This is a genomic window from Curtobacterium flaccumfaciens, assembly GCF_051548005.1.
Lineage (GTDB): Bacteria > Actinomycetota > Actinomycetes > Actinomycetales > Microbacteriaceae > Curtobacterium.
Genome location: NZ_JBPUGH010000102.1, coordinates 1 through 12,696 on the forward strand (window position 1 = coordinate 1; position 12,696 = coordinate 12,696).

Annotated in this window: 13 protein-coding genes and 1 tRNA gene; 3 read left to right on the top strand and 11 right to left on the bottom strand. The window is 69.1% G+C overall.

Features of this window, described 5'->3' with window-relative positions; all coding sequences use genetic code 11:
- Window positions 1-26: 26 nt before the first annotated feature.
- From ACSW7Y_RS12090 to ACSW7Y_RS12110, 5 genes are all read right to left on the bottom strand, one after another.
- Entirely contained in the window at window positions 27-866 is an 840-nt protein-coding gene (locus ACSW7Y_RS12090) for a carbohydrate ABC transporter permease (RefSeq protein ID WP_290131232.1), read from the bottom strand.
- Window positions 859-1,854 (bottom strand): carbohydrate ABC transporter permease, encoded by a 996-nt coding sequence (locus ACSW7Y_RS12095; RefSeq protein ID WP_438126526.1) that lies wholly within the window; start codon window positions 1,852-1,854, stop codon window positions 859-861. The genes ACSW7Y_RS12090 and ACSW7Y_RS12095 overlap by 8 nt, the downstream gene beginning before the upstream one ends.
- A gap of 265 nt (window positions 1,855-2,119) precedes the next feature.
- A complete protein-coding gene (locus ACSW7Y_RS12100) occupies window positions 2,120-3,421 on the bottom strand; it encodes an ABC transporter substrate-binding protein (RefSeq protein ID WP_438126527.1) in 1,302 nt (433 codons plus the stop codon).
- Between the two features lie 134 nt (window positions 3,422-3,555).
- A complete protein-coding gene (locus ACSW7Y_RS12105) occupies window positions 3,556-4,632 on the bottom strand; it encodes a Gfo/Idh/MocA family protein (protein WP_438126533.1) in 1,077 nt (358 codons plus the stop codon).
- A 143-nt stretch (window positions 4,633-4,775) separates the two neighbouring features.
- The gene (locus tag ACSW7Y_RS12110) at window positions 4,776-5,522 is read right to left on the bottom strand and encodes a sugar phosphate isomerase/epimerase family protein (RefSeq protein ID WP_438126528.1); all 747 of its coding nucleotides are present in this window, start codon (window positions 5,520-5,522) and stop codon (window positions 4,776-4,778) included.
- A 144-nt stretch (window positions 5,523-5,666) separates the two neighbouring features.
- Between ACSW7Y_RS12110 and ACSW7Y_RS12115 the strand changes: the two genes are divergently transcribed.
- Entirely contained in the window at window positions 5,667-6,878 is a 1,212-nt protein-coding gene (locus ACSW7Y_RS12115) for an ROK family protein (protein WP_438126529.1), read from the top strand.
- Between the two features lie 297 nt (window positions 6,879-7,175).
- Window positions 7,176-7,733: a YqaJ viral recombinase family protein gene (locus ACSW7Y_RS12120; RefSeq protein WP_438126534.1), complete on the top strand. Its 558-nt coding sequence runs from the start codon at window positions 7,176-7,178 to the stop codon at window positions 7,731-7,733.
- Here the strand turns inward: ACSW7Y_RS12120 and ACSW7Y_RS12125 are convergent.
- The 6 genes from ACSW7Y_RS12125 to ACSW7Y_RS12150 form a co-directional block, all read right to left on the bottom strand.
- Window positions 7,730-8,338, bottom strand: coding sequence for a Pr6Pr family membrane protein (locus ACSW7Y_RS12125; protein WP_438126530.1), 609 nt, complete (start codon window positions 8,336-8,338; stop codon window positions 7,730-7,732). The genes ACSW7Y_RS12120 and ACSW7Y_RS12125 overlap by 4 nt on opposite strands.
- Window positions 8,339-8,478: 140 nt before the next feature.
- Window positions 8,479-9,168 carry a 50S ribosomal protein L1 gene (gene rplA, locus ACSW7Y_RS12130; protein ID WP_022834225.1) on the bottom strand — a complete coding sequence of 230 codons (690 nt, stop codon included), beginning with the start codon at window positions 9,166-9,168 and terminating at the stop codon, window positions 8,479-8,481.
- Between the two features lie 74 nt (window positions 9,169-9,242).
- A complete protein-coding gene (gene rplK, locus ACSW7Y_RS12135; RefSeq protein ID WP_017888638.1) occupies window positions 9,243-9,674 on the bottom strand; it encodes a 50S ribosomal protein L11 in 432 nt (143 codons plus the stop codon).
- Between the two features lie 121 nt (window positions 9,675-9,795).
- Window positions 9,796-10,839: a transcription termination/antitermination protein NusG gene (gene nusG, locus ACSW7Y_RS12140; protein WP_438126531.1), complete on the bottom strand. Its 1,044-nt coding sequence runs from the start codon at window positions 10,837-10,839 to the stop codon at window positions 9,796-9,798.
- A gap of 74 nt (window positions 10,840-10,913) precedes the next feature.
- Window positions 10,914-11,177, bottom strand: coding sequence for a preprotein translocase subunit SecE (gene secE, locus ACSW7Y_RS12145; protein ID WP_400413601.1), 264 nt, complete (start codon window positions 11,175-11,177; stop codon window positions 10,914-10,916).
- Window positions 11,178-11,212: 35 nt separating this feature from the next.
- Window positions 11,213-11,285 (bottom strand) — tRNA-Trp (locus tag ACSW7Y_RS12150).
- Between the two features lie 113 nt (window positions 11,286-11,398).
- On the opposite strand from ACSW7Y_RS12150, the gene ACSW7Y_RS12155 reads away from it, so the two are divergent.
- Entirely contained in the window at window positions 11,399-12,640 is a 1,242-nt protein-coding gene (locus ACSW7Y_RS12155; RefSeq protein WP_438126532.1) for a pyridoxal phosphate-dependent aminotransferase, read from the top strand.
- Window positions 12,641-12,696 lie beyond the last annotated feature (56 nt).

Here is a 12,696-nt window from a genome sequence, read left to right on the forward strand (position 1 = left end):
CCGCGCCTCCCGTCAGGCGGTCCCGCCTACTTCACCGCACCGGCGGTGAGGCCGGCCACGAACTGCCGCTGCACGATGAGGAACGCGACCACGACCGGGATCGACACGACGAGCGACGCCGCCATGATCTGGTTCCAGTACACGTTCGTCTGCGTGGAGTACTGCTGCAGGCCGACCGCGAGCGTCGAGCCGTTGCCGTTCGTCATGACCGAGGCGAAGAGGACCTCACCCCAGGCGGTCATGAAGGAGTAGATCCCGACCGCCACGAGCCCCGGTCGGGCCGAGGGCAGGATCACCCGGAAGAGCGCACCCATCGGTCCGGACCCGTCGACCATCGCCGCTTCGTCGAGCTCCCGCGGGATGGTCTCGAAGTAGCCCGCGAGCATCCAGATCGAGAACGGCAGCGTGAACGTGAGGTAGGTGATGATGAGGCCGAGCCACGACCCGACGAGCTGGATGCCGAGCGCGTTCCCGAGGTTCGTGAAGATGAGGAACAGCGGGAGCAGGAACAGCACGCCCGGGAACATCTGGGTCGACAGCACCGCGGTGGTGAAGGTGCTCTTGCCCTTGAAGTTCCAGCGCGAGACGCCGTACGCCGCGAACGTGGCGATGATCAGCGAGAACACCGTCGCGACCGTGCAGACCACGAGCGAGTTGATGAAGTACTGCCCCAGCGGCACCGTCGACCACATGTCGATGAACGGCTGGAAGGTGATGTTCGTCGGGATCCACGTGAAGTCGTTCTGCACGTCACCGAGCGGCTTGATCGCCGTCGTGATCATGACGTAGAGCGGGACGACCGTGAACAGGGTCAGCAGGACCAGGGTGACGATCTTGAAGGACTTGGCGCCGACTGTCTCACGCACGGACGGACCTCCGGTTGGTCACGGCGAGGTAGATGCCCGTGACGATGAGCAGGAAGATGAGGAGCAGGACGCTCATCGCGGCGCCGGAGCCGAAGTTCCAGGTGATGAACGACGCGTTGTAGATGTGGAAGCTCAGCAGGTCCGCGGCCGGGGGCTGCGCGGTCGAGCCGAACAGGACGAACGGCGTGTTGAAGTCGTTGAACGTCCAGAGGAACATCACGAGCACGAGCGTCACGTTGACCGGACGCACCATCGGCAGCGTGATCGAACGCCACTGGCGGAACGGCTTCGCACCGTCGACCGAGGCGGCCTCGTACACGTCGTTCGGGACGGACTGCAGCCCGGCCATGAGCATGAGGAACGCGAACGGCCAGGTCTTCCAGATCGCCACGACGACGACCGAGATGAAGGCGTTCGACCCGATGAGCCAGAACGGTCCCTGTCCGCCGAACAGCCCGAGCTGGTCGACCAGGACGTGGTTGATCGCACCGGAGTCGCGCTGGAACATGAACTTCCAGGTGATGATGCCGGCGTACATCGGCAGCGCGTAGGGCACGAGGAAGAGCGTGCGGAACAGGCCGCGACCCCTGAAGGGCTTCTGCAGCGCGACCGCGGCAGCCATGCCGAACGTCCATGAGAGCCCGACCACGAGCACGGTGAAGCCGCACGTGATGAGGAACGAGTTGAGGACGCCCTTGCCGATCGCCTGGTCGAAGTCGACGACGACCGAGTAGTTCCGGAACCCGGCGAAGGGCGCGGCGCCCCAGTTGGCGATGAAGTACTTGGTGAGTTGGATGAACGAGATCCAGATGCCCACGAGCATCGGGACGATGTGGATGAGCAGCTCGAAGAGGATCGCCGGAGCCACGAGGGCGTACGGCAGCCAGTGGCGCTTGGGCTTCCGACCCGGCTGGGGCCCCGACAGCGTCGGCGCCTTCGTGTGGGTCAGGTCGATGCGCTCGGATTCAGGCAGGACCGAGGTGGACATGCGGGGCCTTTCGGCGAGGTGGAGGATCGGGTGCGCCGCGCGGGCCGGGGAAGCGGTCCGGGCCCACGCGGCCCGGTTCCGACGCGATGCGGAGCCTGCGGAGCAGCGTGGCGGCCGTGGCCGGGAGGCGCGGCGTGCGTGAGCCGATCGGCTCACCCCCGGCTCGGGGCCGGGGTGGGGGCGCTGGTGCTCGTGTCACGGGGTGGACGCGAGGGGCGGAGGCCCGGGCGCGTCCTGACGGACGCGACCCGGCCCTCCAGGCGGATCAACCGGCAGCCTGGGACACCTGGTCCTGGGCGGTCTGGAGCGCCGACTTGATGTCGCTGTCGGAGACCGTTCCGCCGGTCGCGATCTTGGCGAACATGTCGTTCATCGCCTTGCCGACCGTCGACTCGAACTGGTCCTCGGCGGGCACCAGCGGCAGCGGCTTCGCCTTGTTGTTGTAGATGTCGAGGAACGTCTTCGTCTGCTCGTCGGTGACCGAGTCAGCAGCGGAGGCGAGCACCGGCAGGGCGGAGTACGGCTTGTCGAGCGTGGCCTGCGTGTCCGCGCTCGTCATGTACTTGACGAACTTCAGCGCGCCGTCCTTGTTCTTCGTGTTCTTGAAGATGGACAGGTTGATGCCGGCCGGGAACGACGCGATGTCGGTCTCGCCCTGCGGTGCCGGGAAGGGCACCACGCCGAAGTCGTCCTTCGACATGCCGTTCGACGTGATCGTGCTGTTCGCGTTGTTCTGCGTCAGCATCATCGCGGCCTTCTTGTTCGCGAAGTCCGAGACCGCCTGGGTGCCGTTGTCGTACTGCGCGTTCGAGGTGTTGACGACCTTGTCCGACTGCATCAGGTCGAGGTAGCGCTTGATGCCGTCGACGTTCGCCTTCTGCGTGAAGGTCGGCTTGCCGTCCTTGTCGAACCACTCGCCGCCGTTCTGCGCCGAGTTGATGAACGCGAAGTGCGAGTTCTCGGTGTACGAACCACCGGCGATGGTGAAGCCGTACTTGCCGCCCGTGGTGAGCTTCTTGGCGTCGGTGACGAGGTCCTCCCACGTCGTCGGTGCCTCGAGGCCGGCGTCCTTGAACATCTGCTTGTTGTAGTACAGGCCGTACGCGAGGCCGTAGAGCGGGACGCTCGTGACGGTCTTGCCGGGCGCACCACCGGTGGAGAGCGCGACCTTGCCGAACTTGTCGGCACCGCCGATCGCCTTCATCTCCGAGTCACCGAACTCCTGGAAGGCGCCGGTGGCCTGGAGCGAGGTCGCCCACGTGTTGCCGATGTTGACCACGTCCGGGCCCTGGCCCGAGGTCACGGCGGTCTGGATCTTGTTCTGCAGGTCGTTCCAGCCGATGACCTGGAGGTTGACCTTGATCCCGGTCTCCTTGGTGAACTTCTCGAGGACCGGGGTGAGCACCTCCTTGTCGTTCTGGAGGGACGTCCCCTGGTTCGACGCCCAGTACGTGAGCGTCTTGGAGTCGCCGGACGAACCGGAGCCTCCGGAGGAGCAGGCCGCGAGGCCGGTCACGGTGAGTGCCGCGGCCGCGGTGATGGCCAGTGCGCGGATGGCAGTGCGCATGACTCTCTACTTTCTCGTCGTTGAGATGGTGCAGGGATGGTGCTGTCGGGTGCTGCTGTGCCGGCGGTCGGGCTGCGGGGCCCGGCCGCCGTGCGGTCCGCGGGTGCGGTCCGCGTGTGGGGTCGACCCGGCCGTCAGGCCAGGGTCGACTCCGCGGGGTCCCAGCCCTCGGGGAGGGTCGGGGATGGGTCGACCGTGCTCTCGACGAGCACCGCCTCCCCACGTTCGGCGCTCTCGGCGATGGCGACCATCACGTCGAGGACGTGGAAGGCGAGGGCACCGGGGACCCGGTTGCCGACGCCGGCGCGGATCGAGCGGGCGAGGTCGACCACGCCCGTGCCGCGCGAGTAGGTGGAGCCGACCGCGGGGATCGTCTCGGGCTCGTCGGCGCCGGCCGCGTACAGCTCGGTGTCGCCGTCGAAGTTGTTCGGGTCCGGGAACACGAGCGTGCCGGTCTCCCCCGCGATCTCGACGAAGCCGGTGCGCCCGCGGGCCGACTCGAACGAGAAGACGCTCTGCGCGCTGCCGCCGTTCTCGAACTCGATGAGGGCCGAGTGGTTCGTCGGTACCTCGACCGGGAACTCCGTGCCTGCCTTGGGTCCGGAGCCGATGACGCGGGTCGCTCGGGCCTTCGATGCCGTCGCGGTGACCTTCGTGACCGGGCCGAAGACCTGCACGAGGGTCGTGAGGTAGTACGGGCCGATGTCGAACAGCGGGCCGGCGCCGACCGCGAAGAGGAACTCCGGGCTCGGGTGCCAGGACTCGGGGCCGGGGCTCTGGAACAGCGTCAGGCCGTTCAGGGGCGCGCCGATCCGGCCGTCCCGCACGGCACGCAGCGCGGTCTGGAGACTGGCCCCGAGGAACGTGTCGGGGGCGACGCTGACCGTCGTTCCGGCGGCGACCGCGGTGTCCCGGAGGCGGGTCGCGCTCTCGCGGTCGAGGGCGTAGGGCTTCTCGCCCCAGACGTGCTTGCCGGCGGCGAGGATCTGCTCCGCGACCTCGACGTGGGCAGCCGGGATCGTCAGGTTCACGACGATCTCGATGTCGTCGTGCGCGAGCAGCTCCTCGACGGTGCCGGAGCCCGGGACGCCCCACTTCTCGGCCTGGGCGGCGGCGCGCGGGAGGTCGATGTCGGCGATGAAGCGGACGGCGACGTCGGGGAAGACCGTGAGGTTCGAGAGGTACTGGTCCGAGATGACGCCGGCGCCGATGACCCCGACGCCGACCGGGCCGGTGCGGCGAGTGGTGCCGACGGCCGTCGTGGTGTCGGTGCCGGTGCCGGTGGCCGCGGTGCCGGTGGTCGCGGTGCCGGTGGTCGCGGTGCCGGCGCTCTCGGCGCCGGTCGAGGTGTCGGTCACGCGCGGGCCCCCTGCAGGAACGCGTACGAGTCGGCGACGGCCTGGAACACGTCGCCCTCGTGGTCGTCGAGCTCGACGACGTGCAGCGCATCCGGAGCGGCGGCGATGATCTCGCGCACCGGCGTGACGCCGTCGCCGACCGCGACCTGCTTCTTGTCGTCGTGCGACCCGTCGCCGTCCTTGACGTGGAGGAACTGCACCTTGTCGCCGTACTTCCCGATCACCGCGACCGGGTCGTCCCCGCCGACCGTCACCCAGTAGGTGTCGAGCTCGAGGACGACGTCGTCGGACAGCGCGTCCGCGAAGACCTCGTAGGCGCTCGTGCCGTCGACGCGGTTCGAGAACTCGAACGCGTGGTTGTGGTAGCCGAGGGTCAGGCCGTGGTCAGCGGCCCGCGGCGCGAGCGCGCTCAGCTCGCGGGCGATGGCCTCGACGTCCTCCCGGGTGGTCCAACGGGCCTCGTCGATGTGCGGGTCGATCAGGGTGGTGATGCCGGCCGTCACACTCGCGTGGAAGATCGCCTCGAGCTCCTGCTCACCAGCGTCCAGCAGGCGCGCGTGGCCGCTCGGGGCGGCGAGCCCTGCGGCGGCCAGCGCGTCGCGCAGCTCAGCCGCACGGTCCACGTAGCCGAAGAGCTCGACGTTCGTGTAGCCGATGTCGGCGATGCGCTGCAGCGTGCCGGGCAGATCGGCCGAGAGGGCGTCGCGGACGGTGTAGAGCTGGACCGAGAGTGGTTGGGTCACCAGGGGTTCTCCTCGTCGAGACGGTGTGGTCGTCACTGACCGAGCGTCACACTATGACCACTTCTGACGGCGGTCAAGCAAAAGTCGCGGGCACTTCGACCGACTTCGTTGCGCGACCTGTTCGATGTGTGCTCTACTCGCCGCATGGTCGACTTGACTCGGACGGCAGCGTCGCCTCCGGTCGGGACGAGCGAGCTCTTCCAGATCCTCCGGGACGGTGTGCCACGGACCCGGGCCGAGCTCGCCGCCCTGACGGGGATGGCACGCTCGACCATCGGCGTGCGCCTCGACGCCCTCGTCGAGATCGGACTCGTCGGGCCGGTGCAGACCGCCGCCTCGACCGGCGGACGGCCACCCGCGCAGGTCGCCCTGATCCCCCGGGCCCGACTCGTGGTCGCCGCCGACCTCGGCGCCTCGCACGGACGGGTCGCGGTGACCGACCTCAGCGGGGACGCACTCGCATCGCGCGAGGCGCGCATCGACATCGCCGCCGGCCCCGTGCCCACCCTCTCGTGGCTGGTGTCCGTGATCGACGAACTGCTCGCCGAGGTCGGACGCGCCCGTGACGACGTCATCGCGATCGGCATCGGCGTCCCCGGACCCGTGGAGTTCTCGAACGGACGCCCGGCGAACCCCCCGATCATGCCCGGCTGGGACGGCTTCGACGTCCCCGGCTGGCTCCGGCAGCACGTCGCGGCCCACGTCCTGCTCGACAACGACGTCAACATCGCCGCACTCGGCGAGCGGCAGCGCGGCTGGACCGACGTCGACCACCTGCTCTTCGTGAAGGTCGCCACCGGCATCGGATCCGGCATCGTCTCCGACGGTGCCCTGCGGCGCGGCGCCCAGGGCACTGCGGGCGACATCGGCCACGTCCGGGTCGGCCGGGCCGGGGACATCCCGTGCCACTGCGGCAACACCGGCTGCCTCGAGGCCGTCGCGTCCGGCCCGGCGATCGCCCGCGCCCTCCGGACGAAGGGACACGACGCCCGGACGAGCGCCGACGTGATCGACCTCGTCGCACGGGCCGACCTCGACGCCATCGCGGCGGTCCGACAGGCCGGGCGCGACATCGGCGAGGTCCTGGCCACCTGCGTCTCGCTCATGAACCCGTCGGTGATCGTGCTCGGCGGGTCCGTGACGCGTGCCGGGGAGCACCTCCTCGCCGGCGTCCGCGAGGTCGTGTACGCCCGCTCGATGCCCCTCGCGACGGAGCACCTCGTGATCGCGCAGTCCCGAGCCGGCTCGTACGCCGCACTCCACGGGGCCGCGGCGCTCGCGATCGACTACGCGCTCTCCCCCGCGGGCATCGACGAGCTCGTCGCGTTCGCCGAGGGACGCGTCCTGGTGTCCTGACCGCGCGTCGGTTTCCGTCGCGTCGGTGGGCGGGGTGAGAATCGACGGGTGACGATCGTGCAGCCCACCCTGTGGGGCGACCTGGACCCCGGCCTGGAGGCGCTGCCCGCCTCCGCCACGCCGGCACCGGGTGCGCGCACGGCCGGCTCCGACACCACGTCCGGTGCGCGCACGGCCGGCTCCGGCACCGCGTCCGGTGCACGCACGGCCGGCTCCGGCACCACGTCCGGCGCACTCGCCGCGTCCGGCTCGTCCCGGCACGACACCTTCACGGTCCTCCGCGGGCACACCGAGCGCATCGTGGCGCACTCCTCGGACCGGGTCGCCTGGCTCCGCGCCCGCGCCATGGGCATCACGGCCACCGACGTCGCACGGCTGGCCTCGCTCCGTGCCGTCCACGCCGTCGTCGCCGACAAGCGCTACGGCTCACGGTTCTCCGGCAACGTCTACACCGAGCACGGACGGGAGCGGGAACCCGTCATCGCCGCCTGGGTCGCGGCGACGCACGGCATCGAGCCCTCGGCGCACCTCTTCCACGCCGCCGCCAACCGGGCGCACCTCGCCACCCCCGACGGCGTCGGACACGACGGCGACGGGCGGCTCGTGCTCGCCGAGATCAAGACGACCGCGAAGGGCTGGCGGAGCATCCCCCGGCACTACCTCCGACAGATCTGGTGGCAGCAGTACGTCCTCGGGGCCGACCGCACGCTGTTCGTGTGGGAGCGCCACGACGACTTCGTCCCGGCGCACGACGAGCCCGAGTGTCGCTGGGTCGACCGTGACGACGACCAGATCCGGGTCCTCATCGACCTCGCGGACCGGGTGCTCGACACGCTCCGCCGAGACCGCGTCTAGACCTTCACGATCCGGAGTCGGCTCATGCCCACGACGAGCATCCCCATCAGGGCGATGAAGACCGCGACGCCGAGGCAGTACAGCGCGACGACGCCGTAGCCGAGCGAGGGGTCGAGGAACGGGTACGGGACCCAGCCGTCCGTCGCCCCGCGGATCAGGATCACCACGAGCCACACCGCGGGGTAGAGCAGGAACCACCACACGTGCCGGAACAGCAGTCGAGCTCGGTCCGAGAACAGCAGCCAGTCGAGCACGGCGTACACCGGCAGGACCCGGTGCAGCACGTCGTTCGACCACTGCACGGAGGTCTGGACGTCCACGCTCACGAGCAGCGTGTTGTAGACGATGCCCGTGGTGGCGATGTACACCGTCGACGCACCGCGGAACACACTGAGCCCGACGGGGCTCCGCTCCCGACGGACCCCGACCACGAGCGTCGCGGCGAGGGCGACCGCGATCGCGATGTTCGACTGGATCGTGAAGTAGCCGAAGAAGTTGAAGGGGTTGTAGCTCGGGAGCTTCGAGCTCACCAGCCACTGCGCGAGGATCGCGGAGACGACCGCGATGACGGCGATGAGTCGCAGGGCGTTCACGAGGGTGCGCACCCGGCCACGCTACCGGGACACCGCGCTCCTGACACGAAGAGACCCGCACCCTGGTGGGTGCGGGTCTCTCCGGACCGATCGATCGATCAGGTGCTGTTGACGTCCAGCGGGATGCCTCGTGAGCTCCGCGCCGAAGGTCGTCAGATGCTGTTGACGTCCAGCGGGATGCCCGGGCCGAAAGTGGTCGCGACGGACCCCTTCGTGATGTAGCGGCCCTTCGAGGAGCTCGGCTTGAGGCGGACGATCTCCTCGAGCGCGGCCGAGATGTTCTCGTCGAGCTGCTCCGGCGTGAACGAGGCCTTGCCGACGACGAAGTGCACGTTGGCGTGCTTGTCGACGCGGAACTCGATCTTGCCGCCCTTGATGTCGTTGACGGCCTGCGCGACGTTCGGGGTCACGGTGCCGGTCTTCGGGTTCGGCATGAGGCCACGCGGGCCGAGCACCTTGCCCAGACGACCGACCTTGCCCATGAGGTCCGGGGTCGCGACAGCCGAGTCGAAGGCGGTGTAGCCGTCGGCGACCTTCTGGATGAGCTCGTCGCCACCGACCTCGTCGGCACCGGCGGCGATGGCGGCCTCAGCAGCAGCACCGACCGCGAAGACGATGACGCGGGCGGTCTTGCCCGTGCCGTGCGGCAGGATGACCGTGCCGCGGACCATCTGGTCAGCCTTGCGCGGGTCGACGCCGAGCTTGAGCGCGACCTCGACGGTGGAGTCGGTCTTCGCCGAGCCGGTCTCCTTCGCGAGGGCGACTGCCTCGGTCGGGGTGTAGAACTTGTCGGCCTCGATCTTCGCGGCCGCGGCCTGGTAGGCCTTGGACTTCTTCGCCATGGTGTTCTCCTCTGGGAGCTACGTGGTTGACGAGCCGGCGAGGCTCTCCCACGGAAGGGTGTTGGGGGTGTGGATCAGGCCTCGACCGTGATGCCCATCGAGCGCGCGGTGCCGGCGATGATCTTCGCGGCCTGCTCGATGTCGTTGGCGTTCAGGTCGGCCTGCTTGGTCTCGGCGATCTGACGGACCTGGTCCATCGAGATCTTGGCGACCTTGACCGTGTGCGGGGTCGAGGACCCCTTCTGCACACCCGCAGCCTTCTTGATGAGCTCGGCGGCCGGCGGGGTCTTGAGGACGAACGTGAACGAACGGTCCTCGTAGACGGTGATCTCGACCGGCACGACGTTGCCACGCTGCGACTCGGTCGCGGCGTTGTACGCCTTGCAGAACTCCATGATGTTCACGCCGTGCTGACCGAGCGCGGGACCGATCGGCGGGGCCGGGTTGGCGGCGCCCGCGTTGATCTGCAGCTTGATCAGGCCCGTGACCTTCTTCTTCGGTGCCATGACTTGTTTCCTCCTGGAATCGAACGCACGGGGATCCGTGCACTCTCCCGCGGGTCCGGCCGTTCCGGACCGCGGTGAAGCCCCACACGCTCAGCGTGCGGGGCCAAACCTCGGTAGCTTACTACAGCTTGGTGACCTGGTCGAAGCTCAGCTCGACCGGGGTCTCGCGCTCGAACAGCGAGACGAGGACCGTGAGCTTGCCGCTCTCCGGCTTGATCTCGGAGATCGACCCCGGCAGACCCGCGAACGAGCCTTCCTTGATGGTGATCGTCTCGCCGATCTCGAAGTCGACCTCGGCCTGCGGCTGGGCCTGCACGGCACCGCCGGACTTCGCGCCGCCCTTGGACGGAGCGGCCTCGGCGACCTGGACGAGCGACTTCAGCATGCCGAAGGCCTCGTCGAAGCGGAGCGGGGTCGGGTTGTGGGCGTTGCCGACGAAGCCGGTGACGCCCGGGGTGTGGCGGACGACCGACCACGAGTCCTCGTTGAGGTCCATGCGGACGAGCACGTACGAGGGGATCCGGACGCGGGTGACCAGCTTGCGCTGCCCGTTCTTGATCTCGACGACGTCCTCCATCGGGACCTCGACCTGGTAGATGTAGTCCTCCATCGACATCGAGACCATGCGGTTCTCGATGTTCGACTTCACCCGGCGCTCGAAGCCCGCGTAGGAGTGGATGACGTACCACTTGCCCGGCTTCATCCGCAGCTCGGCCTTGAAGGCCTCGTACGGGTCGACCTCGGCGGGCTCGTCGTCGGCGTCGAGAGCCTCGTCGGCGGCGAGGGTCTCGTTCGCCTGCGCGGCGGACTCCTCTTCCAGCTCGACCTCTTCCTCGTCCTCGACTGCCTCGACGGCGGCTTCGGCCTCGTCCGCGGAGTCGATCTCGAGGGCGTCGTCCACGACGGCGTCGGCCTCGGGGTCACGCGACTCCTGGAGCGCCGTGAGTGCCTCGTCGAGGCCGGCGTCGACCGTACCGTCGTCGGGCTCGTCGCTCAGCCCGAGGGACTCGTCGTCGGCGTCCTCGACGGAGATCGCGCGCTCCTCGGCGGACTCGGCCGAGAGCAGTTCACCGGTCTCGACGTCGCCTTCCTGGTTCTCCTCGACCTCGGAGGACTGCTCGGCAGCCGTCGCGAGGTCGATGTCGTCGCGGGAGTAGTCAGACAATGTCGGTTCTTTCCGTTCGGTGGTGCGGATCGGGTTGGCGAGCGATCAGCCCGGCCTGCGGTCGGTCGACCGGATCAGGCGGTCGGACCGTTGCCGAAGACGTAGCCGACGCCGAGCCCGAACACGAAGTCGAGGACCGACACCAGGACCATCATCACGATCACGAAGACCAGGACGACGCCGGTGTAGCTGAAGAGCTCCTTGCGGGTCGGCGTGACGACCTTGCGGAGCTCGCCGATGACCTGGCGGATGAACAGGGCGATGGCAGCGAACGGCCCGCGGCGCGATGCGCGGTCCTGCTTCGCCTTGGCGACGACGTCGTCCGCCGTCGCTTCCACGTCTTTGCTCGCCAACTTCTACCCTTCCAGATGTGCAGGGCGGACAGGACTCGAACCTGCAACCTGCGGTTTTGGAGACCGCTGCTCTACCAATTGAGCCACCGCCCTTCAGAATGCGTTTCGTCACCGATCCGCGTTCCGGTGGTCGAGTGTACGGGAGTCCGTCACACGGTGTCCACTTGACGGATGCTCCGGCGTGCCGCGCCGATAGGCTTGGCCCCGTGAGCACCGCAGCCGAAGGCCCCGAGTCCGCCGCCAACCCCACCGCCCCGCAGCAGCGCATCGCGTCGCGCATCGCGGCCATCGCCGAGTCCGCCACGCTCAAGGTCGACGCGAAGGCCAAGGCGCTCAAGGCCGCGGGTCGGCCCGTCATCTCGTTCGCCGCCGGCGAGCCGGACTTCGCCACCCCGCAGCACGTCGTCGACGCCGCCGTCGCCGCCGCGCAGGACCCGAAGAACCACCGCTACACGCCGGCGATCGGTCTGCCCGAGCTGAAGCGGGCGATCGCGGACAAGACCGCCCGCGAGTCGGGCGTGTCGGTGGACCCGTCGCAGGTCATCGTCACGAACGGCGGCAAGCAGGCCGTCTACCAGGCGTTCCAGACGATCGTCGACGAGGGCGACGAGGTCCTCCTCCCGGCTCCGTACTGGACCACCTACCCGGAGGCCATCCGACTCGCGGGCGGGGTCCCCGTCGACGTGTTCGCCGGCAGCGACCAGGACTACCTCGTGACCGTCGAGCAGCTCGAGGCCGCGCGCACCCCGAAGACCAAGGCGCTGCTGTTCTGCTCGCCGTCGAACCCGACCGGCTCCGTGTACTCCGCCGAGCAGACGAAGGCGATCGGCGAGTGGGCGCTCGAGCACGGCATCTGGGTCATCAGCGATGAGATCTACCAGGACCTCGTGTACGACGGCGTCCGGTTCACGGGCATCCTCGACGCGGTCCCGGCCCTCGCCGACACCACGATCCTCGTCAACGGCGTGGCGAAGACCTACGCGATGACCGGCTGGCGCGTGGGCTGGTTCATCGGCCCGGCCGACGCCGTCAAGGCCGCGTCGAACCTGCAGTCGCACCTGTCGAGCAACGTCTCGAACGTGTCGCAGCGTGCAGCGATCGCCGCGCTCGAGGGGCCGCAGGAGCCCGTGACGGCGATGCGTGAGGCCTTCGACCGCCGGCGCCGCGCCATCGTGGACGGGCTCAACGCGATCCCGGGCTTCGTCACGCCGACGCCGAAGGGCGCCTTCTACGTCTACCCGGACGTCACGGCGCTGCTCGGCCGTGCGTGGGCCGGCTCCACGCCGACGACCACGCTCGAGCTCGCAGACCTCATCCTCGAGCACGCCGAGGTCGCGGTCGTCCCCGGCGAGGCCTTCGGCCCCTCCGGCTACCTGCGGCTGTCGTACGCGCTGGGCGACGACGACATCGCCGAGGGCGTGTCGCGCCTCGCGAAGCTCTTCGGTTAGTCCCGGACACGACGACGGCCCGCCTCCGAGGAGGCGGGCCCTCGTCGTCCTGGAGG